The organism is uncultured Subdoligranulum sp., assembly GCF_937890665.1.
The window spans coordinates 1-23,191 of the sequence record NZ_CALADU010000057.1 but is presented as its reverse complement, the minus strand read 5'-3'; the positions used below and the strand labels follow the sequence as shown (position 1 = coordinate 23,191).

The 23,191-nt window shown below is 58.8% G+C and carries 21 protein-coding genes and 1 riboswitch; of the genes, 7 read left to right on the top strand and 14 right to left on the bottom strand.

What is annotated here, in order from left to right; translation table 11 throughout:
* On the bottom strand, positions 1–758 hold a 758-nt coding region (locus tag Q0526_RS03250), incomplete at its 3' end, for an NADP-dependent isocitrate dehydrogenase (RefSeq protein ID WP_298730802.1).
* Positions 759–936: 178 nt separating this feature from the next.
* On the opposite strand from Q0526_RS03250, the gene sfsA reads away from it, so the two are divergent.
* Both sfsA and Q0526_RS18755 read left to right on the top strand, forming a co-directional pair.
* Positions 937–1,620, top strand: coding sequence for a DNA/RNA nuclease SfsA (gene sfsA, locus Q0526_RS03245; protein WP_298730796.1), 684 nt, complete (start codon positions 937–939; stop codon positions 1,618–1,620).
* 129 nt (positions 1,621–1,749) lie between these two features.
* Positions 1,750–3,750 (top strand): DNA cytosine methyltransferase, encoded by a 2,001-nt coding sequence (locus tag Q0526_RS18755; RefSeq protein ID WP_366522026.1) that lies wholly within the window; start codon positions 1,750–1,752, stop codon positions 3,748–3,750.
* 57 nt (positions 3,751–3,807) lie between these two features.
* On the opposite strand, the gene Q0526_RS03230 is transcribed toward Q0526_RS18755, so the two are convergent.
* Positions 3,808–4,761, bottom strand: coding sequence for a hypothetical protein (locus Q0526_RS03230; protein ID WP_298730795.1), 954 nt, complete (start codon positions 4,759–4,761; stop codon positions 3,808–3,810).
* A 225-nt stretch (positions 4,762–4,986) separates the two neighbouring features.
* Here Q0526_RS03230 and Q0526_RS03225 point away from each other — a divergent pair, with 225 nt between their 5' ends.
* Positions 4,987–5,859, top strand: a complete 873-nt coding sequence (locus tag Q0526_RS03225; protein ID WP_298730793.1) for a DMT family transporter — start codon at positions 4,987–4,989, stop codon at positions 5,857–5,859.
* 86 nt (positions 5,860–5,945) lie between these two features.
* Here the strand turns inward: Q0526_RS03225 and Q0526_RS03220 are convergent, their stop codons facing one another.
* The 12 genes from Q0526_RS03220 to Q0526_RS03165 all read right to left on the bottom strand — a co-directional run bounded on the left by Q0526_RS03220 (position 5,946) and on the right by Q0526_RS03165 (position 19,290).
* Positions 5,946–6,389 (bottom strand): S24/S26 family peptidase, encoded by a 444-nt coding sequence (locus Q0526_RS03220; RefSeq protein ID WP_298730792.1) that lies wholly within the window; start codon positions 6,387–6,389, stop codon positions 5,946–5,948.
* A 75-nt stretch (positions 6,390–6,464) separates the two neighbouring features.
* Positions 6,465–7,211, bottom strand: a complete 747-nt coding sequence (locus Q0526_RS03215; RefSeq protein ID WP_298730791.1) for a hypothetical protein — start codon at positions 7,209–7,211, stop codon at positions 6,465–6,467.
* Between the two features lie 24 nt (positions 7,212–7,235).
* On the bottom strand, positions 7,236–8,264 hold the full coding sequence (locus Q0526_RS03210; protein ID WP_298730790.1) for an acyltransferase: 1,029 nt from the start codon (positions 8,262–8,264) through the stop codon (positions 7,236–7,238).
* A 23-nt stretch (positions 8,265–8,287) separates the two neighbouring features.
* Positions 8,288–9,244 carry a DUF6625 family protein gene (locus Q0526_RS03205; RefSeq protein ID WP_298730788.1) on the bottom strand — a complete coding sequence of 319 codons (957 nt, stop codon included), beginning with the start codon at positions 9,242–9,244 and terminating at the stop codon, positions 8,288–8,290.
* Between the two features lie 30 nt (positions 9,245–9,274).
* Positions 9,275–10,456: a radical SAM protein gene (locus tag Q0526_RS03200; RefSeq protein WP_298730786.1), complete on the bottom strand. Its 1,182-nt coding sequence runs from the start codon at positions 10,454–10,456 to the stop codon at positions 9,275–9,277.
* Complete coding sequence (locus Q0526_RS03195; protein WP_298730784.1) at positions 10,449–11,720, bottom strand: glycosyltransferase family 4 protein; 1,272 nt, start codon at positions 11,718–11,720, stop codon at positions 10,449–10,451. Before Q0526_RS03195 ends, Q0526_RS03200 begins: the two co-directional genes overlap by 8 nt.
* The gene (locus tag Q0526_RS03190) at positions 11,717–12,844 is read right to left on the bottom strand and encodes a glycosyltransferase family 4 protein (protein WP_366522025.1); all 1,128 of its coding nucleotides are present in this window, start codon (positions 12,842–12,844) and stop codon (positions 11,717–11,719) included. Before Q0526_RS03190 ends, Q0526_RS03195 begins: the two co-directional genes overlap by 4 nt.
* Before the next feature lie 21 nt (positions 12,845–12,865).
* The gene (locus tag Q0526_RS03185) at positions 12,866–13,840 is read right to left on the bottom strand and encodes a glycosyltransferase family 2 protein (protein WP_298730780.1); all 975 of its coding nucleotides are present in this window, start codon (positions 13,838–13,840) and stop codon (positions 12,866–12,868) included.
* A gap of 34 nt (positions 13,841–13,874) precedes the next feature.
* The gene (locus Q0526_RS03180; protein WP_298730778.1) at positions 13,875–15,155 is read right to left on the bottom strand and encodes a hypothetical protein; all 1,281 of its coding nucleotides are present in this window, start codon (positions 15,153–15,155) and stop codon (positions 13,875–13,877) included.
* 22 nt (positions 15,156–15,177) lie between these two features.
* Complete coding sequence (locus Q0526_RS03175) at positions 15,178–16,053, bottom strand: metallophosphoesterase (protein ID WP_298730776.1); 876 nt, start codon at positions 16,051–16,053, stop codon at positions 15,178–15,180.
* Positions 16,046–17,845 carry a GGDEF domain-containing protein gene (locus tag Q0526_RS03170; protein ID WP_298730774.1) on the bottom strand — a complete coding sequence of 600 codons (1,800 nt, stop codon included), beginning with the start codon at positions 17,843–17,845 and terminating at the stop codon, positions 16,046–16,048. Before Q0526_RS03170 ends, Q0526_RS03175 begins: the two co-directional genes overlap by 8 nt.
* A gap of 17 nt (positions 17,846–17,862) precedes the next feature.
* A complete protein-coding gene (locus Q0526_RS03165; protein WP_298730773.1) occupies positions 17,863–19,290 on the bottom strand; it encodes a hypothetical protein in 1,428 nt (475 codons plus the stop codon).
* Positions 19,291–19,541: 251 nt separating this feature from the next.
* Positions 19,542–19,628: riboswitch (cyclic di-GMP riboswitch) on the top strand.
* An 82-nt stretch (positions 19,629–19,710) separates the two neighbouring features.
* On the opposite strand from Q0526_RS03165, the gene Q0526_RS03160 reads away from it, so the two are divergent.
* The 4 genes from Q0526_RS03160 to Q0526_RS03145 all read left to right on the top strand — a co-directional run bounded on the left by Q0526_RS03160 (position 19,711) and on the right by Q0526_RS03145 (position 23,092).
* Complete coding sequence (locus Q0526_RS03160; protein ID WP_298730771.1) at positions 19,711–19,893, top strand: hypothetical protein; 183 nt, start codon at positions 19,711–19,713, stop codon at positions 19,891–19,893.
* Between the two features lie 110 nt (positions 19,894–20,003).
* Positions 20,004–20,270, top strand: coding sequence for a PqqD family protein (locus Q0526_RS03155; RefSeq protein ID WP_298730769.1), 267 nt, complete (start codon positions 20,004–20,006; stop codon positions 20,268–20,270).
* Positions 20,271–20,297: 27 nt separating this feature from the next.
* The gene (locus Q0526_RS03150; RefSeq protein ID WP_298730767.1) at positions 20,298–21,989 is read left to right on the top strand and encodes an ABC transporter ATP-binding protein; all 1,692 of its coding nucleotides are present in this window, start codon (positions 20,298–20,300) and stop codon (positions 21,987–21,989) included.
* 80 nt (positions 21,990–22,069) lie between these two features.
* Entirely contained in the window at positions 22,070–23,092 is a 1,023-nt protein-coding gene (locus tag Q0526_RS03145; protein WP_298730765.1) for a nucleotidyltransferase family protein, read from the top strand.
* Positions 23,093–23,191: the final 99 nt, after the last annotated feature.

The window sequence follows — 23,191 nt, the reverse complement described above, 5'->3', positions numbered from 1 at the left end:
ACCGCGTCGTCGATGAGGGTGTAGAAATACTCGATGCCCAGCGCCTCGAACTTTTCTTTGTACTCGGAGTCGTAGATCTCTTGGAAGATGTCCTTGAAGGTGTGGTCGTACTGCTTGGAGATGGTGTCCTTGGTGGAGAACCACAGGTCCTGCTTGGTGTCCACCGCGAACTGGAAGCAGGAACGGGCAAAGCTGGCAATGGAGCTGTCCTTGTTGAACTGGCCCTGCAGGACGCCGGCGCCGTCAAACTCGTTGATGGTCTCCCGGAAGGTGGTGCCGTCGGCGCCGGTGAAGAGCAGTTCCGCCTTGCCGGGGCCGGGGACCCGATACTCGGTGGCACGGTAGACGTCACCGAAGGCGTGACGGGCAATGGTGATGGGCTGCTGCCAGGTACGCACCACCGGCGAAATGCCCTTGACCATGATGGGGGCCCGGAACACCGTGCCGTCCAAAATGGCGCGGATGGTGCCGTTGGGACTCTTCCACATCTGGGTCAGGTTGTACTCCTGCACCCGCTGGGCGTTGGGGGTGATGGTGGCGCACTTGACCGCCACGCCGTACTTTTTGTTGGCGTTGGCGGCGTCGATGGTCACCTGATCCTTGGTCTCTTCCCGGTGGACAAGGCCCAGATCGTAGTACTCGGTCTTCAAGTCCACAAAGGGCAGAAGCACTTCGTCCTTGATCTGTTTCCACAGGATGCGGGTCATCTCGTCGCCGTCCATCTCCACCAACGGCGTGGTCATCTTGATCTTTTCCATGGCACTTTCCTCATTTCTATCGACCCCGACAGGCCGTTATTTTTTCGATACATTTTATTATAATGCCTGCCGCCCGATTGCGCAAGCGGCAAACCGACCACAATCTCTCGGGGCTGCCTTGCATCCCGGGCGGCGGGGTGGTATACTCACCCTATTCTCAACAGGCAGGTGAAACGCTATGCAATATCCTTCTGTGGTCGAGGCCCGGTTCGTGTCCCGTCCCAACCGGTTTGTGGCACAGGTGCTGCTGGACGGCACCACCCAGACCGTCCATGTCAAAAACACCGGCCGCTGCCGGGAACTGCTGGTGCCCGGTACGCCCGTCTACCTTACCCCGGCCCAGAACCCGCTGCGCAAAAACCCCTACGACCTGATCGCGGTACAAAAAGGACCGCTGCTCGTCAATCTGGATGCCCAAGCCCCCAATGTGGTCTTTGGGGAATGGGCCCGGGCGGGGCAGTTTCGCCCGGGGCTGCGGCTGCTCCGGCCCGAGACGGTCTGGGGCAATTCCCGGTTTGACTTTTACTGGGAGGATGAGGCGGGCCGCAAAGGCTTTGTGGAAGTCAAGGGCGTCACGCTGGAGGAAAACGGCCACGCCCGTTTCCCCGACGCGCCCACCCTGCGGGGCGTCAAGCATCTGGAAGAATTGACCCACTGCCGGGCCGAAGGCTACGAGGCGGCGGTCTGCTTTGTGCTGCAGATGAGCGGCATGGTGGATTTTGCCCCCAACGATGCCACCCACCCGGCCTTTGGCGATGCGCTGCGCCGGGCGGCGGCCGGGGGTGTGACGGTGCTGGCCATGGACTGTGCGGTGACGCCGGACAGTTTGCAGCTCCGTCGTCCCGTGCCGGTCAAGCTGTAAAACAGGACAAAATAAATGTCCCCCAGTGTTGCCAGAGAATATCTATTGTTTGCCCCGGGGCCTGGACAGCCGGGCCGGATCGTGGTATAATACAAAGCAGGAACCATACAACGAACAAGGAGTGCCGGTATGCCGACTTTTGTAGATATGTTTGCGGGGGCAGGGGGCTTCAGTGAAGGCTTTTTGCAGGCGGAATGGCAGGGGCAGCAGTTTGATTTTCTGTTGGCCAGCGACATCAATCCCACCTGTGAAGTGACCCACCGGATGCGCTACAACGAACAGTTGGGACTGGACACGGAATTTTTGACCAAGGACATCACCGAACCGGATTTTGTGGAACAGTTGGAGGAAAAGATCTACCGTAAGTTCGGCCCGGTAGAGGTGGATGTGCTCACCGGCGGGCCGCCCTGCCAGTCCTTCAGTTTGGCGGGGGAGCGGCGCAAAAACGACAAAAAAGATGATCTTTTCGCCTACTATCTCAAGGTCATTGAGGCCTTACGCCCCAAGTACTTCGTCATGGAGAACGTGGCCGGTATTTTGACAAAAGATAAGGGCAAGATCCGGGACCGCATCCTGCGGGAGATCCGCAATATGGTGGATTATGACGCGCTGCAAAGCTTCACCGACCGATGCCGCAAAATCTCCAGCCCCAAATGGAGCGAGTGGGACATCAGCCTGCGGGTATTGCAGATCTGGCAGGAGGAACACCGTCTGGCGGAGCAGCGCCGGGGAGATTATTTACAGGTTTGCCGACAGGTAGAGGGGCTGTCCCTTACGGATTCCCAGCAGGTGTTTGTCAAGACTTCGCTGCTGGCCAACAAAAACGAGATTCCCAACCCGGCCTTGGAAGCGCTGTGCAATGAATTGTCCGCCTATTTTGTGGAAGCCTACCGCAACAATCGGGAGATCCCCGAGGATGACCGCAATGTGATCCGGCAGGCGTTGGCGCTCATTGCCCACCAGACCGACATCACCCATTGCCGGGAGACCGTCAAGCGGGAGATCAACACGGCCCAGTTGAAGCGCAGCATCTACAAGGAACAATTTGACCGCATCACCGATTATCTCTCTCTGCCCGAGATCGTAGAGATTGCCGATGACCAGTGCGCTGATCTGATTCGGCGGGGCACCCATGCCCGGGCGGTGGAAGCCACGCAGGTGGTACGCCGCACGCTGGAAATTTTGTTCGAAGGCGCCTACGCCACGGTGGAGCGGGTGTTGGCACTGGCCGAAGGAATGGGCGTATCGCGGCAGACCTTGGCGCCGCTGGCCCAAAAAGTGCCGCTCTACCGGGTGGAGGCTCCCATCACGCTGTTGGCGTCGGACTACGGTGTGCCCCAAAACCGGATCCGGGTGGTGTTTATCGGCTGCCGCAACGACCAGCCGCTGATCACCCAGATCCCCGCCACTGTCACCGAAGCGGAAAAAGTTACGGTGGCGGAAGCCATCGGCGATTTGAACTTCATTTCCATCGGGGGGCATCCTTTGGACTACAGCGAGGATTTTGCCCGGCAGTTTGCGGCCACCGAGGCCGGGCAGCGGCTGCGCACGGTGGAAGGTGTCCCGGCGGCCCGAGCGGCGGGGAAACCCTGCCACACCTACGCCCAGTGGAGCCGTATGGGACGATTGAATCCCCAGCGATTCCCCCAGCTGCAGCAGACCCGGCCCGTCTACACGCCGGCCAGCAGTTGGGAGGAAGTTCCCAACCGTCCCAAGGTGCCAGCGGAACTGCACAACCACGAGTCTTCCCATCACAACGAGGATGTGCAGGCCCGATACGCCATGATGCGGAAGTACGGCGACTACCAGACCGCCCGGGATTCGGAGCAGAACAATCCGCTGATGGAAACCAAAAAGCGGAACTACACGGTACTGCGCGCCGACGGCCAAAGCACCACCATCACCACCATGCCGGACGACTTTGTCCACTACGGGGCCAACCGGTCGTTGACCGTGCGGGAGATGGCACGGCTGCAATCCTTTGACGACAGCTTTGTATTTCAGGGCAAGCGGGCCACCGGCGGGGACAAGCGCAAAAACGAAACCCCCCAGTTCACGCAGGTGGGCAACGCGGTGCCGCCCTTGATGGCCCACGCCATCGCGCTGGAAATTTTGCGCCATATTCGATAACAACTTTTACGATAAAAAGCGGCTGCCCGTGGCAACACGGGCAGCCGCTTTTGGCGGTTATAGACCGAAATAGGCGTAGGTGGTGGAGAGCGCAGGCAGCGCAGCCTGCAAGGTGGTCAGATGACTGTGGACGCTGCCGGTGCTTAGATTGCGCTGGAGCATCTCTTTGACTGAATTGGCAACACCGATCAAGGAGGGCATCCCCCAATAGTTGCCGCCCGAAAGATTGCGCACCCGCAGAACCGCCACCGATTTGGGGGTGAAATGGGCGGGGGCCACGGTGGGCACGGTGACGAAGGCATAGGTAAAGCGCTTAGCGTTGACGATGGCATAGCCATTTTGTCCCACCGTGATGCCGGAACGGAAGTTGGTGGCGGAATACACGGCGTCCCACAGCATGGGGATCTGGGCGTTGTCGTTCCAGTTGGTTTTGCATTGGATGATGTGGATCTCGATCTCCTCGAAATCTCGCTGGCACAGCGCTTCCAAAACGGGGGAGATGTTGTAAGCAGAGTAAGGAGTTTTATAGGGTTTGATGGGCTTTCCCTCGGTATCTTGCATCGCGATGGTATCTTTGTCGCAGCAATATTCCGGTTTGTCGGGAAAGGTCAGTGCAATCAGATCGGATTCGGTGTTGGTGGGGAATGTGTTGTAATTTACTGTGATCGCATCGGCGATGCAGCGGGGAATCAGCTTGGCGTTGTGTTTGATGATCACAGTACGCCGCCCGATGCAGCATAGGTTTAAGTACCAACAGACCAACGCTTCCCAATAAGTTCCGCTGGAAGAAACCGCGCTTTGGTTCCGCGCATTTTGCGGTTGCGAAGGTTTAGAGGTGGAGAAGATATCCTTGAGATGGTCCCCCAAATCAAATAGCTGCCGCGCCGTGGGGGTGGGGGCCAAGCGACGGATTTCGGTGCGCCAGAGCGGCCAAACCTTAGGCAAACCACCAGTCTGCAACAACGGTGTGACCGCTTGTTGACGGAAATATTCCACGATGCTTTCGGACATGGGTGCCCTCCTTTTATCAAAACGGAGAAGAGTTAGTTGCATTATACCACATTTTGTTGAAAAAAGGGATACCATTTATCGGCTACTCAAATTTTTTGAAAAAGAAACGGCCCACCCTCTCGCATTGTCAACCGATGCTGGATGCGCTATACTATCAAAAGAAAAAGAACATGTTCTCTCGCTGTGCACCATCTAGTGAAGGCATGATCAGATAGGAGCCGTGTTATGGAATCCCAGCACAAAGCGGCACTGGCGGCGGTGTTGGCGGCGGCGTTTTACGCCCTCAACGCGCCGCTTTCTAAATTTCTATTGGAGCAGGTAGGGCCAACCATGATGGCGGCGCTGCTCTATCTGGGCGCAGGAGGCGGCATGGTGATTGTACGGTTGGTGCAGCGTCGTGCTGGCTATACGCCCCACGAAGCACCTCTGGCTCGTCAGGATCTTCCCTACACGGTGGGTATGGTGGCGTTGGATATTGCGGCGCCCATCTTTCTGATGATCGGTCTGACCAAGACCACGGCGGCCAATGCTTCGCTGCTCAACAATTTTGAGATCGTGGCCACCGCGCTAATTGCGCTGCTGCTTTTTGGAGAGAAGATCTCCCGGAGGTTGTGGGGCGCCATTGGGTTGGTAACGGCATCCAGCATTGTGTTGTCGGTGGAGGATCGCACCAGTTTTTCTTTCTCGGTGGGGTCGCTGTTTATACTGTTGGCTTGCACCTGCTGGGGATTGGAAAACAACTGTACACGCAGCATCTCTCACAAGGACCCGCTGCAAATCGTGGTGGTCAAAGGCTTCGGATCAGGTGGCGGGTCGCTGGTCATCGCGCTGTGCCGCGGCGAGGTCCTGCCCACACTGCCCTGCGCCGCAGGTACTTTGTTATTAGGATTCGTGGCTTACGGACTTAGCATCTGCTTTTACATTTATGCCCAGCGGGGACTGGGAGCCGCAAAAACCAGTGCCTATTATGCGCTGGCTCCCTTTCTTGGTGCAGGACTGTCGCTGCTGCTCTTTCAACAATGGCCACAGCAAACCTTTGTAATCGCCCTTCTGCTGATGGCTGCCGGTACATGGCTGGCTTCTGCCGACGGGGAATAAAGAAAACAAAAGGCACCGCGCCGTTGCGAAAAATCGCAGCGATGCGGTGCTTTTCTGGTAAGAAGTCTTGGCAGAGGGCGCTTGGTTTAGCGGGGCGGCTGCAGTTGTGCCAGTTTGTGCCGTATACGGCCCGGCAGGGCACGCAGCCACAGGGCCCAATGGTGACGGCGGACCCGACGCAGGTCCTGCCGGTACTGGGCGCCGGTACAGGAAACATAGTGCTCCCGCTCATCGGGGTAATACCCCACCATTACGCCCAGAACCCACTCTTGCGGGACCCGTTCCTGCTGGAGCCGGTTGTCGCCCCGAATCCGGTACGCATCGCGCTCCACCCGGATGATCCGGTGCAGCACATACTCGCCGGAGGGACGCCGGTAGAGGGCTACCGTGCCGGGGGACAGTGGATGTACGGCCGGCTCGATGACGACGGTGCTTTGGCGGTTATGCAGCAGCGGCTCCATGCTGTCACCCACGGTGGCAAAAAAGCCGCGCCCTTGGGTTGTCAGTACTTGTTCGATCGTCTGTGTCATCTCAATACCATACCGGGAAAACCCGGCTCCAAAACTCTGTATGGATTTCAGCGGACGGCAGGTTTCGCCGTGCCGTTATCGCTCGGACGGGGAAGAAAACAGGCAGGTGTTTCCTTTCGGCGGGGGAGCGCCCCGCATCGTCTTGTAGGAGAGCTGCATCGCTTCCGGCTCCCGGTTGCATTGCAGCAGATAGAAGGGGAGAGTCGTCACCATCCGCTCCAGCAGCGTCCAGAAGCGAGCCAACAGGGTGGGATCTTTGGGCAGCAGCAGTTGGGGGAAGAGGTGGGGGATCAACTCTTCCGAGGTCAAAAGCCGAATTTGGTTGTGGGGACTTTGCTCCAGAAAGCACACCGCTTGTACAGGGCAGCAGGCATTCGTCCCCAGATTTTCTTTGCCTTGCCAGGGGGTGCCGTAGGCATACAACTGTTCCCCTTGAAAGCGGAATACCGGTTTGTCGCCGTTGATGACCTGTGCCCGGTCCCCGAAGTGCTCCAGCCAGAGGCGAAGATGGGTGGTTTTGCCCACCCCGCTGGGCGCAGAAAAGACGTAGGCGGCGCCATCCACGGCTACCACGGCGGCATGCATCAAAAAGGCGTCGTACAGGGGCAGTTGCAGGCAAAGCGCCCGGTAAAGGCAAAGGCTCTCACAGTAGGCAAGGGAATACCGCGGGTCGGCGTTTTGCTGGCGCAGCAGATCCTGTTGGGTGGCGTGTACCGTAAAAAGCGGCGGGGTGTCGGTTTCGTATCCATGGCAGAGCTGCTGCACATAAGGGTAACGATTGTCCATCCCGATGGACAACCCGGCAATCTGGATGCAGAACATGACAAACTCCTTTTTGGTCCGGCATCACCGCTTGGCGGCGGTGGCGCGGCGCTGGGCCAATACCCGGTTGGGATAAAGAAAAAACAACGGCCAGCGAAGTTTTTCTGTCACCCATGCGGCAAAGATCGGCCCGGCAAAACTGAAAAACAGCCCGGCGAGCAGATGCACGGGGACCTGATGAATCCCCAAACGGTTCAACAGGACACGCAGCGGTGCGGCACAGAGGGTGTGCATCAAATAGATCGGCAGGGTATAGCGGGCCAGCAGCCCCCAAAATCGATTTTGGGGGTGGGTGTGGTAGTAGCCGGCCATGGGCAGCAGGACCATGGCAATGCCCAGCAGGCAGAGCAGCGGTGCCCACAGCGACCCGCCCATTCCGGTTTGGTATCGCACCACGCTCAGGGCCAGAAAGACGGCGGCAGCCCCGCCACTGAGCAGCCCATACCGTGCAGGCGGCGCGAAGCCGGGACGGCAGCGGCGGGCCAGCAGCATCCCCAGCACAAACCATACGGCGTGGTCGGTCAGGTAGGTCAACGCCGGAAGGGGAAAGGACAACCACAGCCCCGCCGCTTTCAGCGCCACGGCCGCTGCTGTGTAGAAGGCGGCCATTCGGCGGGTCTGGAAGGTGGGGACCAGACAGAATAGGAAAAACAAAGCGTAAAGATACCAATACGGTGAGGCTGGGTGTACCAGCAGGGTGTCAAGCAATCCTCCGGCGGCATCGTTGACGGCATCGGCAAAGAGGGTTTTCAGCAGCCAAGTCAGGCAGGAAAAGGTTAGGTAGGGCACCCCCAGTGCCAGCGCTTTTTTGGCAAGATTGCGGCGCCACGCGGCAGGGCTGTCCACGCAGGCGGTGCGCTGGTACAGGTAGCCGGAACAGAAAAAGAAGAGCGGCACATGAAAGTAGTAGATGGCCTCATCGAACCAGCCCAGCAGTGCGCTCTGGGGCAAAAGGTTTGCCTTGGTCATGCTCTGGAAAAAATGCCCCAGCACCACCAGAATACAGGCAACGCTTTTGCTGTTGTCGATCCAGATTTCCCGTTTTGTCTGCATATAACCTCCTGCGGTACCCGGGGCTACCGCCGTTCCCATCGTTTCAGCCGCCGCAGTATGGCGGCCCGGTAACGCCGGACCAGATAGGACCAGCGCAGCCCGTCGGGACGCAGCCTCTGCAAAAAGGCTTCATCCACCGGCTGGATGGGCAGAAATTCATCCGGCACGATCAAATACGCTTCGGCCTGCCACAGCGCCGGCGGGCAGGTCATGGCCCGCTTTTGAAAATGGGTGTACAGCACCGGCGCTGTATAAAGGGCACCGTACAGCAGGCAGTGGCGCAGCAGTTGGTCACCCTTCTTCTCGTAGCAGAGGTGCGCCATAGCGTTGTAAGGTTCGTTGCGGCGCAGTTGCACCGGCCAAAAGGCGCGGCGCGTCACGTCAATGTCGTCAAAATCATAGGCATCGTACAGGGGATACCCGGCCCGCAGGCAAAGGCCATTGATGCCGCCGCCCCGCCCCCATTCGTCAAAGCAGCTAAGCTCCCCGGCGGTAAAGGCATACCGGGAGAGCGCCTGTGCGGTTTCGCCGGTGCGGTAGAGGGCGTTCATGGCGGGGGTATTGAGGTAGAGGGTCATATGGCCGTGGGAATAGATCTTGTCGTACCGGGTCAGGATGTCCTCGGTGACAAAATGGCGCACATTTCCCAAAATCAGGTCGCAGTCGATATGTCCCCAAAAGTCGTAGGGGGCCAGCTCTGCGGCAAAAACTTCCCCAAACGCGGGCTGAAAACTGCACAGATCCATGGGGACCTGCAAAATGATGGGGTAGGGGATGACCGCTTGGATCCGGGCGCGGACTTCGGGCAGCGTCAGGTAGCGGACCCGGACGTTGTGGGGATAGTCGTAGGGGGTGTGGTCGTCGGTAAAGAGCCAAAAATCCACCGTGGGATTCTGCCCGCAGCTTCGCAAAAACAGCGGAAAATACCCCGTGGCGTTTAAATCCCCGAAATAGGCTAGCACAAAAGCGATGGATTGCATGACGATCTCCTTGCTAGAACTACAAACCGGTCAGGATTGGGCCGTTCCTTGCCCCTGCAGGTCCTCCGCCACGATCTCCTCCCCGGAACGATGCGCCAACTGGGCCCGGCTCTCCGCCGAGAGGCCGTCGCAGACAGAAGCATGCAGGTCACAGGTAGAGCAGGCATCCAGTTCCGCCTTGGTCACCTTGCCGTCGCGGTAATCCCGCACAATGGGCAATTCGTACATGGAATAGGGCTTGCGCCGGTAAAACCGCAGGAACTTGTGGCGGAACACCCACCACGCCGGTTTCCAGATATATTTGTGCATAGCCGGGGACACCGAGCCGATCATCCAGCAGTTGCGGTCACAGCAGCGCACCTTGCGGCGCACCGCTTCCGCAGCGGGGTTGGACCACAATTCGTCCCAAGTTTGGGTGTTCAGGTTGCCCATCACTTCCTTGTCCTTGGTGCCGTTGCAGGGCATTACATCGCCGTAGGGGTCGATGAAGAAGGTGTCGAAGCTCATGTCACAGGGCAGCAGCCGTTTTTGGCCGTAGATGTAGTTGATCAGCCCATGGTTAAAGTAGGCCCGAAACCATTTTTTCGGGCTGTTGGACCGCAGCAGTTCGTTGACCAGATCCTCAAAATGCTGGGCCACCATGGGGCGGTCGTGGATGATGTTATGCCCTTCCACAAAATAGAAGCTGTTGTGCAGCGAGGCGGTAGCAAACTCCATCCCCATCTGGTCAGACAGCCGATAGAGCGGCACCAGATCGGGGGCGTTGCAATCCTGCACGGTCATGCCGAACCCTACGTCCTTCATGCCCATGGCCCGCAGGGTCTTCAGGGTTTCGTACCCCCGCTGAAAACCGTTTTCCAAACCGCGGATGGCGTTGTTGGTCTCCTCCAGACCTTCAATGGAAATGCGGATGCCCACCTGCGGGAACTGCTTGCAGAGGGCCACGATGCGCTCGGTGAAAAAACCGTTGGTAGAGATAACGATGCGGTCGCTTTTCTTGTACAGTTCCTCCACAATGGCGGGCAGATCGGTACGGATAAAGGGCTCGCCGCCGGTGATGTTGGTAAAGTACATCCGCGGCAGCTTGCGGATGGTTTCCAGCGTCAGTTCTTCCTCGGGGCGGGAGGGCGCTTTGTAGCGATTGCACATCGAGCACCGGGCGTTGCAGCGGTAGGTCACAATGACGGTACCGTTGAGTTTTTTCTCAGCCATGCAGGGGACCTCCTTCTTCGGTCACAAGGGATGTGGGGGATTCCCCACGGCGTATGGCGGTATATAGGGCTTCCAGCGTCTGCACATAGGTCCGGGGGTCAAACCATGCCCGGGCGCGGTCCCGTGCGCTGCGGCATTGGGCGGCGTAGGCGTCGGCGGGCAGATCCCGCATGGCGCACAGCCGCTGCCCCAGTGCGGCAGCGCCCTCTGCCATGGGATAGACAAAACCGTTCACGCCGTCCTCCACCAGTTCGGGCAGGCCCCCTTGATCCGATACGATCAGCGGTTTGCCCTGTGCCATGGCCTCGGCGGCGCTGTAAGGCCCGTTTTCGTACCACTCCGAAGGCAGTACCACACAGCGGCAACCCTGCACGATACGGCGCAGGGCCTCCCCGGTCTGAAAGCCCCGGAACTGGATGTGGTCCTGTCCGGCGGCCAGTTGGCGGCAGGCATCTTCCTGCGGACCAGTGCCGCAGACCACCAAGGGGCAATGGGTGTCGATGGCGGCGCGCAGCAGCGTCAAAACGCCTTTTTCCGCCGACAGACGGCCCATATAGAGGAAGTATCCTTCCTCCGGTCCGGCCAAGGTGTAGCAGGTGTCCAACGGCAGCGGATTGCGCAGCGTCACCAGCGGGGCATGGGTGAATTGGGCGCGGGTCAGCAGCCGGCGATAAAAGGCACTGGGGCAGAGATAAAGGTCCACCAGATCATACCAGCCTTTGCGGCGGATGACGGTGGCTTCCCGATAGGCCAGCAAGCTCATGGGCAGGGAACCCCGGATACAGCGGTTCTGCACACAGGGAACAAAGCTGCCCGCCAGACACGCCTCGCAGATTTTGCCTTGCCCATCCCGCATGGTGTAGGCAGGACAAGCCGGAATGAGGTCGTGGAGCGTCCAAAAGACCGGCAGCGCCGGGTCGTAGGCGCGAATGGCTTCCAAAATGGAGAGCGTCAGGTGCTTGTGCACCAGATTCAAGAGCACCAGATCGGGGTGCTCGGCTTGCAGCAAAGCGGCCATCCGGCGGTAGGCCGGGCGGGAATAGACCATCTGGCGCAGCATCTGTACCCGGCCTGCCAGCCCGCCGTCCACCGAGGCATTGGGAACAAAATATTCCGCCTGCGGGCAGGGCAGATTTTGGGGGTCTTCCATCGAGAAAAAAATCACGGTATGCCCGGCGGCCGCCAACGCCTCGGCCAGCGTGAAGTAGTAGGTCTCGCTGCCGCCCTTGCGGTAGTGGAATTTGTTGACCAGTAGAACCTTCATGCGCGCAGTACCCTCTCATAGAGTTGCAGGGTTTGCCGGACGGCATCATCCCAAGAAAAACGTTCCAAAACCCGGTCGGCGGCTTTCTGCCGGAAGCGCTGCACCAAAGCCGGGTCGTCGCAGAGCTGCTGCAACGCACGGCGCAGATCTGCTTCATCCCCGCAGCGGAAGGTGGCCCCATGGGAACCGATGACGCGGGTGCATTCCTGAATGTCGGAGGTCAGGCAGCAGTTGCCGTAGCTCATGGCTTCCAGCAGACTTAGGGGCATTCCCTCCAGATGGCTGGGCAGTACGTAGAGATAGGCGTTGGAGTACAGTTCCTCCAACAGCGGCCCCTGCACAAAACCGGTGAAGAGGATGCGGGGGTCCCCGGCGGCCAAGGTCTGGAGCTGCGCCATGTAGGCGCCGCTGTCCGAGGCTCCGCCGGCGATGACCAATGTTTTGTCGGTGTGCAGTGCTTGGTAGGCCCGCACCAGCAAGTCCAGCCCTTTTTCCGGTACAAGGCGGCCCAGATAGAGCAGGTAGCTGCCCGGCGTCAGGCCGTATTGGCTGCGGATCAGCTCGGCAGGGCGCGGCTCGGGACGGTTGACCCCGTTGTGAAGCAGTACGGTGGTGCGGTGATAGGTTTCCTCGAAATACCGGCGGGCGTTCTCGCTCAATACGATGATCTCGTGGGCAAATAAGACGGCGGAACGTTCCCCCAGCAGGATGGCCGTGCGGCCAAAAAAGCCCCATTTGGCACGGCGATGGTCCAGCCCGTGGATGGTTACCACCACTCCTTTGCCGGTCAGCCGGGGCAGCCACGCCATGATGGCCGGCCCCTCGGCGTGAATATGTACGATGTCATATGGGCCAAACGCGGCGCAGAAGGCCGAGAAAAAGGCGGAGGAAAGGGCGGCAAAGCCCTTGCGGTCGAGGGTGGGCACATAACGAAGCTGCATGCCGCGGTATTCTTTGCGCCGGGCTTGGTCCAGATGCTTACCGCTCACATGGTGCCCGGCCCGATTGTACAACGTGACGCTGTGGCCAAGGGCTGTCATCCGCGCACCCAGTTCTTCCACGGCCACTTCGATCCCGCCCTCGCGGGAGGGCACCCGCTTGTGCCCTAACATGGCGATTCGCATCTTCATCCCTCCTCGTGTTTTTCACAATCCATCCTGCGTTTTGCAGGCATCCCGCAGCCATTGCCCCAGCCGGTGCAGCGGTGGGACCCGGACCAAAAGGCATTCTGCCGCAAAGCGAAGCCATGTCCGGTGCGTTTGTCCCGGCAGTTGCCGAAGTTCGGCAGCCGAAGTGCCCAGCGCTTGCAGACAGCGGCGGCGCAGCGGCTTTTGGTGCCGCAACTGCAAGGCGAACCGACCGGCGTATTTGCAGCACTCTTCCAGATATAGGCGGCGCAGCGCCGGGGTGGGGGCTGCCGCTGCCCGGTCCCGCAGGACGCTCAGCAGTGCGGGCCGTGCCTCGGGCGGGGCCGTATGGGAGGCTGAATCGGAACGCGGGGTATAGAAATAGAGCGGTGTATCGGTGTAAGCCAATCCTTCGCCCCGTTGACAGACCCCCGCCAGCACGTCCAGTACAAACACCACATCCTCGCCGTAGGCAAGCCCCGCAGCAAAGCGGCAGCTTGCCACCGCCCGGCGGGTGTAGAGTTTGCCATGCACATAGATTTTTTCGATGTCACGCAAAAGTTCCTGTGGGGCGAGGAAACGAAACCCCGGTTGACAGAGGGACCCCGGCCCGGGGTCTGTCCCCTCCAGATGCCGGGCGATCGTCATGGCGGCGCCGGTGCGGCGGGCAGCGTCCAATAGGGCTCCCAGAAAGCAGCAGTGCAGTTGGTCGTCGCCGTCCACAAAGGTTAGGTAATCCCCCACGGCGTGGTCCAGCCCAAAATTCCTCGCTGCCGAAACCCCGCGGTGGGGCAGATGAAAGACCCGAAACCGCGGATCGCGGGCGGCTGCCGCGTCCAGCAAGGCGGGGGTGGCGTCGGTGCTGCCGTCATCCAAACAGAGCACCTCAAAGTCGGGAAAACGGCTGGCTTGCAGCGCTGCCAGACAGGCCTCGATCCGATTTTCCAGATTGTAGACCGGTACTAGGACCGAGATTACCGCCCGGCGGCCCATAGAGGTTCCCTCCCTTGGGGGTGAAAAGGTGAAGTCAAAAGGTGACCCGCGCCAACAAACCCCGGCGGCGGGGCAGTGCGGCAGACGCGGTGCCGCACTGGGCCTGCCGTACCGAAAGGTCGATCCAGAACACCGTCAGGTGCATATAGGCCACGTTGGGGGGCCAATAAAAGCTGGTGTTGTCGGTCATGAAGGTGGTCCACATATAGACCGTGGCCGCCAGCAGAAAGGCGGCGGACCGCAGCCCGAACCGCTTGGCTACCCGATGGATGCGGAAGCGCATTTCGTAGAACAGCCAGATGGTCCAACACCAGAACCCGGTTTCGATGAGAAATTCCAGAAACACACAGTGTACGGCACCCACCTGCGTGGTGGTGTTTTGCCCGTACTCGTAGATGAACCGGATGCCCTGCCCCAGATAGGTGGGGGAAAAGTCGTAGAGATCCTCGTAGTAGGTGAACAGAAAATCCCGGCTCATCAGGTCGATGTGCAGGGCGTCCGCCAACTGAAAGTAGACGCCGGACCGGATGCCCCAGATGTAGAGAAACACCCCCACGATGGCGGTATAACCCACCAGCCGGGCAAACAAGGTTTTGAACCGGTCAGGCAGACGCAGATAGATCCCGCCCACCAATGCACCGAGAATGACCCCCGGCACGGCGATTCGTTTAAGCGCCAGTGTGAAGAAGAAACAAGCCAGCAGCAGGTGACCCAACTGTAAGCGGCCTTTTTTGCGGTATAGCAAGAAAAAGACGATGTAAGGACCAAATCCAAACACCATATCGTGGAGCTCCATGGCGTGGATGGCGTCACCGGTTTCCCCGGTGAAGGTGCGCAGCAGCGCGAAATACTCCGAAAAGACCTGTCCCGAGCTGTAAGCCAAACAGACCTGCAGCAGCTTGACGGTGTTGGCTGCGCACATGGTGTAAAAATTCAGGTAAATCGAGCGGCCGCCAAACAGGTAGTAGGCGCTGAGAAAATACCCGATGATGGTAAACATGTAGATGGTGTTCAAAGAACCGCGAACAATGTAGTCCCGGTCTTGGAGCTGCATGATCCACAGAACCAGCGACCAGCTCCAGAACATCAGGAAGGGAAAATAAAACAGCAGAAAGAACCGCAGCATCTGGCGGGCTTTGGCAAAATCCGGTTTGACGGCAAATTCCGCCACAGCCCAAGCCATCATCAGGCAGGCTACGCCGTATTTGATGCCTACGTTGAAGTAGTAACAGGCACACAGGTTGGCCGCCAACGACAGCACCAAAAACAGGGCGGTGCGCCAGTTCCGGCGCCCCCAGTCCACCAAGATGTTCATGGGTACTCCCTTTCCAGCGGTATTAGTAGCAATCTATGTCAACGACCACCAGTTCCGGCGGGTTGTTGAACCGGGGCACCCAGTTGGACTGTCCCAATCCGCGGCTGATGATGACATTGCAGCCATTGACGTCGTGCTGCCCCTCGGCCCAAGTGGGGAAGAACCCTTGGTTGGACTCATACAAAGGGCCCAGTCCCGGCAGGCGGATGACCCCGCCGTGTACATGGCCGCACAAGGCCAGATCCAACGAGTAGTCGTCCATGGCGCTCTCAAACACATCGGGGTAGTGGCTTAACAAGATCTTGAAGCAGTCCTCCCCGCTCATCCGGGTCAGAAAATCCTCTGCGTAGGTGGGCACCAGATCGGGCATCAGCGCCATACCGCCGATGGCCACGGTGTTTTCCCCAATGGTGACGATCTCATAATCCAAGTTCACCACATGAACACCCAGTGCGGTCAGGTCATCGGTCAAGGTACTGTCGGTAGACAAAAGGACCGCATACTCGTGGTTGCCCAACCCGTAGTAGACGGGGGCGATCTCCACAAGCTGCCGGCACAGGTCCAGTACCCCTTGGGTGTTGGTGGGCTGCTGGCGCAGGATCATATCGCCGGTAATGGCGATGAGATCCGGGGACAGACGGTTTACTTCCGCCACCAGATCGGCGTTGTCGTCGCCAAAGGAAGCACAGTGCAGGTCGGAAAGCTGTACGATGCGCAGGTTGCTGACCACCTTATCGCTTTTGACCTGATACTGATAGAAGGTTAAATCCAACCGGTCATTGGCAAAGCCGTAGTGCAGTGCGGCCGTTACCGACAGCAAAAACAGGACCACCACCAGAACCACGACACACCAGTAAAATGGGGTGCGGCGGGGGGGGATTTTATGGAACTCAGCCATGGGCGGCCTCCTTCTTGCGGGCTCGATCGATGGACAGATGCAGCAGGTCGCGAATCTCGTAGATTTTGTCTTGGGTGGAGGTAGCGGCGCCGCAGTCCACCACAATGCCGGCATCCTCGGTGTTGTTGACGTAGTCTACCTCCGAGTGGACGCGCTCCAGCAGGGCATCGGCCTTTTCGGGGGTGCAGTGGGGCAGCAGGGCAATGAACTGGCCGCTGTTGTTGTAGCCCACAAATCCTTCGGGACTGAAGATCTGCCCCAAGATCCGGCCCAATTTTTTCAGGGCTGCGTCGCCGGTTTCCCGGTCATGACCGCTGTGACGTACCGCGTCAAAGCGGAACTGCAAAAAGACGCAGGTGAAAGATTCCGCCAGCACACCGGCGCTGTATTTGTTGAACTGCAGGTCGCACTGGGTACGGTTGGGCAGGTCGGTTTTGGGGTCGATGTAGAGGAAATACTCCACAAAGTCCCCGGTACGGCCCAGAAATACAGCCAGCAGACTGGCCAAAATCAGCGAAGCGATGAGAGCCAGACCCATATACAGCGCAACACTCACCGAGGTGCTGGACAGCACGCTGGTACGTACCGCGATGTTGTCGGGGCTGTTGACGGTGTTGAATTCATCCACCGTCTGCAGGGCTACCTCGTACAGGTCGTCCATCTCCTGCGAAAGGGCGGTGATGTCGGTGTCCATCTGGTTGGCCAGCGGCGTGCCCGGTCCGGTCACCGTTTCGGCACTGGAAAACACTTCCAAGGTCTCCTCGTTTTGGGCGATGCTGCGTTCCAACTGGGCTTTTTCGGATTGCTGCTCCACATAGGTGCGGATCAGCTTGTCGTAGGTGGTAATGGTGTTGGTGATCTGGTCGTGCTCCAGCTCCACATCCCCCAAGATCAGGCTGTTTTCGCCGTCCTCCAGATAGTAGGGGGAATCCTCCAGTGTTTTATCTCCGAACTGCTGGATCAAGGTGATGGTTTTTCCCAGCGTGGTGTTGCAGTTTTCCAACTGGATCTGGGCGGCAGTCAGTTTGTTGGTGTAATGGGTGACCAATACGTCCTGATCCTGCACGATCCGGTTGTTGAGGATCAGCGCAAAGAGCACCGGCAGCCGGGTGTCCCGGATGTACTCGTAGGAGTCCACCAAGTCCCCAAAGGAATAGCCGGTCTGTACGCTGCGAAATTCCGGGTACAGTTCGGCGCGGTTGTACAGGTAGGCGATAATGTCCTCGCAACTGTTTTGCAGCAGTTGGGCGCACTCGATGTAGTCGTAGGCGGCGGTGGACACGTTGGTGGCGTTGTTGGGGAACACCACATAGTTGACGTACTTCTGGCTGTATTCCTCCAGATAGTGGTTGATCACGCTGTTGAGCACGTCCTCGGCAAAACCAAGGCTGGTTTCGCTGCCGCTGGTAAAGGTGACAAGATACCGGGTGGGGAAATATTCGTATTCCTCGCCGTCCTCCAGCAGGGCTTCCTTGCGGGTCTCTTCATCTTCGGGGATGATGGGGGTCACCTGAATGCCCGAACGGATATACTCCACGCTGGAACTGATGCCCAGATCCTGAATAGCGGCCGTCACCACCGACGCGCTATAAATCTCGCTGGTGTCGATGCGGGTGCCTGCCGGTGTCAGCCCTTCGGAGGCCGTTTCATTCACATATTCCAGCGTCACCGCGGCGGTGTAGGTCTGGTGGCTCTGTGCATAGCGATAGACAAATAGGCAGCCGGCCAGCATGATCAGCGCGATCAGAAAGCGGTATTTTTTCAGATAGCGCAGCAACTGAAATTCTTTCAAGACAGTCTCTCCTCATCTCAGGTCGTGGCGGCGGTTTTGGCCTTGCGGCTGGGTTTGCGGCGGGGCTTGCGGGGGGCGCGATAGGTGTCCAGATAGAACCCCAGCAGCAGAACGGCGCCTACGGCCACGCCCAGCACAATGCCAAACTTTAGGTTCACTTTGTCTACGATGCCGCTGTACAGGAACTGAACGCTCAGATAGTTGTGGGGCTGTGCGTTGAGGTACTCCCGGTTCACTTGGGTGACCAGCGCTTCCAGCTCGGCGATCTCCGCGTCCAGACTTTCAATCATGGCGTCGGCGGCGGCGCGCTGCGCATCGGTGGAACCCAGCTCGATCTTGTCGATCATATCCAAATTCCGGTCAATGGAAACCTGCGTGCCTTTGGCCTGCTCCAGATAATTCTCCGCTTCCAAGGCCAGATCATCGATGCCGATTTTGGTGCGGGACATGTAGTATTCGTGGTTGTTGTCGTAGGTGGGGATCAGCACCGAATCGATCATGGAATTTTGGTAGGCGTCGATGGTGTCGGTGCGGATCTGGTATTTGTCCATGTACTCCTCGTAGGACTGGCGCAGCAGCTTGTTTTTGTACTCCAAGGTCTGGATGCTCAGGTCGGCATTTTTGGCGATGCCATGCTCCCACACATAGGCCGACAGTTGGGCATAGGGCAGCTCGGTCAGGTTGTTTTGCATCTCCAGCAACTGTTTGAAAGTCAGCCCGGTGCTGGCCGAAGTGAACTCTCGGTCCTCGTTGATTTTGTCGTTGAGAAAACCCGACAGCTTGGAAAGGCGCACATCCAGATAGGAAACGATGTCCAGATATTCCATCCCGCTGTAATCGATCTCCACTTTGGGGAAAACTGTCGATGTGTCAGCGTATTTTTCAAAAAACACATCCTTGTAAGCCTTCAAGATCAGCTTGAGCATCTCCTGCGGGGCCAAGTCCATCTCCGGGTCATCCGACAGGGTGATGTAGTAGGAGGTGGCAATGTATTCATCCTCGTCCACGTTCAGCATGTCCCGGTTGAAGGAGCTGTCCACCCCCACCCGCTGGGACAATTCCAGCGGGTCCACTGTGCCGGTCAGACCGGCGTACTCGATGGCACGGGTCATCACTTCCTCGCTGCGGATCTCGCTGGGGGAAAAACGGCCGCCCGAAGGGGTCAGGCCCTGTGTGCTTTCCTCATAATTCAGCGAGAGGACCGCACCGGCCACGCCGTTGTTGCGAAAATAGAAAAAAACCGAACTGCCCAGCACCACGGCCGCCATAGCGCACAGCAGCAGCCGAGAACGCTGGTGCAGGACCTGAAACACCCGCTGCAAAAAGGGGGTCTCCATCTCCTGCTGCCACTGCTCTGCGGTGGTAGATAATAAATCTTCTGTTGTGGAAATGGGCTGAGAATCCGCCGGTTTGGACGTCGCTTTTTTGGGCTTTTTGCTCCACATGGATGATTTCTCCTTCAGGTGGCCAAGAGGCAATGACGAAAGATGCAATGGAAAAATGACAAGAAAAACAACGATATAAAGATGTTAATTTGCGAAAAAATGAAATAGGTCATAAAATCCCAAATTTATTATAGAAAAAAAAGAACTGTTTTGTAAAGACTCGTTCCGGCCAAAAAAATCATTTGTGTATATAATATTGACAGGATGCCGAAAAACATGGTATACTACATACGAGCAATTACGCATAAAATTGAATGATGTACCAAACTGGTTGAAAAGCCAGGACGGAAAGCATAAGTGTCTAAGCGACGTTGTCGTAGGATTGACTGGCTGCAACCAACCCCCCAAGCGGAGGTTTGTTGCGGCTTTTTGTTTTATCGGGGGATAACGCCGTTGAAATGCGCAAGGAGGAGCAAACAAATGGAAAATCGGAAACCCTATCAAAAGCCGGTCAGCGAGCTGATCGTCTTTGGTAACGACGACATCATTACCACCAGCGGAAGCGAGTCGGGCGGCGACGGTTGGAACAACAACGGCAACGGCAATGGCAACGGCCATTGGTTCCCCGACAAGCCCGGTAACGGCGGCCACCACAAGAAGTAAGACCGAGCCGTCTGCGCGGCGTGCCGTCGGCCCGTTAGGCCGAGGCCGCCGGGCCGGCGATTAGGCAGGCGGGGGACCGCCTGCTATTTTTTTGGTTACGGAGGTACTCCATGAAACTCAAAGACGGTTGGACCCTGCACCAACTGGCAGGACAGTATCTGGCGGTGGCCACCGGTGCCGCTGCCCAGTGCAACGGCATGATCCGCAACAACGAAACGGCTGATTTTCTGTTCCGGCTGCTGCAAGGCGGCACCACCCGGCAGGCGCTGATAGACAGTCTGCTGGCAGAGTACGCGGTGGAGCGGCCGCAGGCAGAGGCGGATGTGGACGCACTGCTGGCACAGCTGCGTGCCAACGGTCTGTTGGAAGAACCATGACACCCCTACCAAAAAGGAGGCGAGCCTGTGCTGCATCTACCCAAAGGGAATGCGCTGCGCTGGCTGTGGAGCCATGCCGGACGGTACCGTTACGGCGCCTTGGCGCTGTGCCTGCTGCAAGTCCTGATGGCGCTGGCCGGTGTGGCCGCACCGCTGGCGTTCCGGGCGGTGGTGGACGCTGCCACCGGATTGCGGCGCAGCGATTTTTTGTGGGCGTTGGCGGTCTATGGTTTGCTGCTGCTGACGCAGACCGGGCTGGGCACGCTGGGCTATGCACTGCAAGGCCGAACCACCTACCGCATGGAAGGTTATCTGCGGGGCAAACTGCTTGCCCGGCTGTTGCGGGCCGATCAGCGGGAACTGCAAAAGCATTCCTTGGGGGAACTGAACAACCACATCAACGAAGATGTGGCCATTGTGGTATCTAGCCTGTTGGAAATGCTGCCCCAGTTGCTCTATCTGGCCGTTCAGGTGGTGGGCGCAGCGGTGGTGCTTTTCTGGTGGGACCGCACCTTCCTACTGCTGTTTGTGGTACTGTTGGCGGTAGCGGGGCTGGTATTGACCCGGGTCTACCGTCCGCTGCAAGCGCTGTACCGGGAATCCCGTCAGAAATATGACCGGGTCATGACGGTCCAGCAGGATACCTTGCGCAACACCTTGCTGATCCGCAGCTTTTCGGCCTTTGATACGGTGGAGCAGGCTTGGCGCCGCCGCACCGAGGGCTGGCGGATGGTGCGGGACCGGCAGAACGCCTACGCCAATACGATTTACAGCGGCTACACGCTGCTGAACGATCTGGGATTTTTGGCCTGTTTGCTGTGGTACGGCATGGGAATCCTTGCCGGTACCGTCAGCTACGGCACGTTGGCCGGTGCCTTGCAGTTGGTGGGGCAGCTCCAAAGCCCGATGGGGTCCTTTGGACGGATTTTTTCCCACTATTGCGCGCTGTGTACCTCGGCCCAACGGCTGCAGGAACTCTACGCCATCCGGCAGGACCCGCTGCCCGAACAGCCGGCCACGCTGCCGGATGTGGAATCCATCACGCTGGACCATGTCTCCTTTGCCTATGAGGGGACCCCTGTGCTGGAGGACATCTGCCTGACCGTTCACCGAGGGGACGTCATCGCCATTGCGGGGCTGTCCGGTGCGGGAAAAAGCACCTTGTTCCGGTTGCTGCTGGCCTTTTATCCGCCGGACAGCGGCGAACTGCGGGTCACCTTGGCGGACGGCAGTACGCAACCGCTGAATGCCGCCCTGCGTACCCTTTTTGCCTATGTGCCGCAGGGCAACGATATGCTGGCCGGGTCCATCTGTCAGGCCGTGGCCTTTCGCTACCATAGCAAAACCTTCACCCCCGAAGAACGAGCCCGCATTCGGTGGGCCTGTCAGGTGGCGTGCGCCGACACCTTTGTGGAGGCACTGCCGGAACAGTATGATGCCCGCATTGGGGAGGATGGCGCGGGCTTCTCGGAAGGGCAGCTCCAGCGGTTGTCCATTGCCCGGGCGCTCTACTGCGGCGCACCGGTACTGCTGCTGGACGAAGCGACCTCGGCACTGGATGTGGAGGTAGAGCAGAAATTGCTGGAACATCTGCGGGCCTTGCGGGATAAGACCGTGCTGCTCATCACCCACGATGCGCAGGCACGGCAGATTTGCAGCCGTACCATCTATGTGGAAAATGGAAAACTGCGGGAGGCATCCGATGAGCCAGACGCCTGACTTTGTGCAACAACAACGGGATTGTCGGTTTCTCACCGAGGTGGTGCGGGCGGCTTTAAAACAAACTGCACCGCCCCCCCTTGCCGAAAGACTGTGATTGGGCCCGCCTTTACGACGCCGCCCGGTTCCATAGTCTGGAGGGGATGATCTGGCCCACCGTTCAAGCGGCGGTGACGGACCACGTCCCCGCGCTGGCGGCTGTATGGCAGCGCCGGACCGACCAACTGTTGCTTCAGACGCTGACCCAGTGGGAAGCGCTGCAAACCCTGACCCAACAGTTGGGTCAGGCGGGCATCCCCTTGGTGCAGCTAAAAGGACTGGTCCTGCGGGACCTTTATCCCCAACCCACCATGCGGCAGCTTTCCGATTTGGACCTGCTGATTCATCCCGAGCAGGCACAGGCCGCGGCTGCTTTCTTGGCGGAACAGGGCTACCGGTTGGAGGAAGATGCCGAACAGACCCCCTACCACCGGGGATATGTCCGGCCGCCCTACCTTCAGGTGGAACTGCACACCGATCTGCTGGACCCGCAGGCGGCGTATTACCCGGCGGTTTGTGACCCATGGGGGCATTTGGCGCCGTCGGGGGACCGGCTGGACGCGCTGTATACCTACCTCTACTGCGTGATCCATGCCGCCAAACACTATTACTATAAAGGTACAGGTATCCGCACCGTGCTGGACCTGTACCTGCTGCGCCGCCACTGCCCGCCGGAGGAAGCGCCGGTGCAGGCAGCGCTGCGTGCCATCCATTTGGAGGCATTTCACCGGGATCTGTCCACGCTGGGAGAGTGCTGGTTTGGGGATAGACAGCCCCTGCCCGCTGAACTGGAATCCATGGCGCGGGTGGTCTGGGCTGCGGGTACCCACGGCTCGCCCTATGCCCATGCCGCCGGTGCAGTAGCTCCGCAGCGAGGGACCGTCAGCTTTGTGCTGCATCGGGCTTTCCCGGACTTTGCCACCATGCAGGCTACCTACCCGGTATTGAGCCGGTATCCGGTGCTGCTGCCTTGGTTTTGGGGGCATCGGTTGGTGCGCCGACTGGTGGGGAATCCCCGCGTTGTGGCTAAGGAGCTGGGGGTTCACGCCAAAATGAAACGATAAACAGGACATAAAAAAGGAAGCCTTCCCTGCCGGTAAGCGGGGAAGGCTTCCTTTTCATATAAGAACCACAAGCTATGCTTGTGGGCGAATATAGCACGA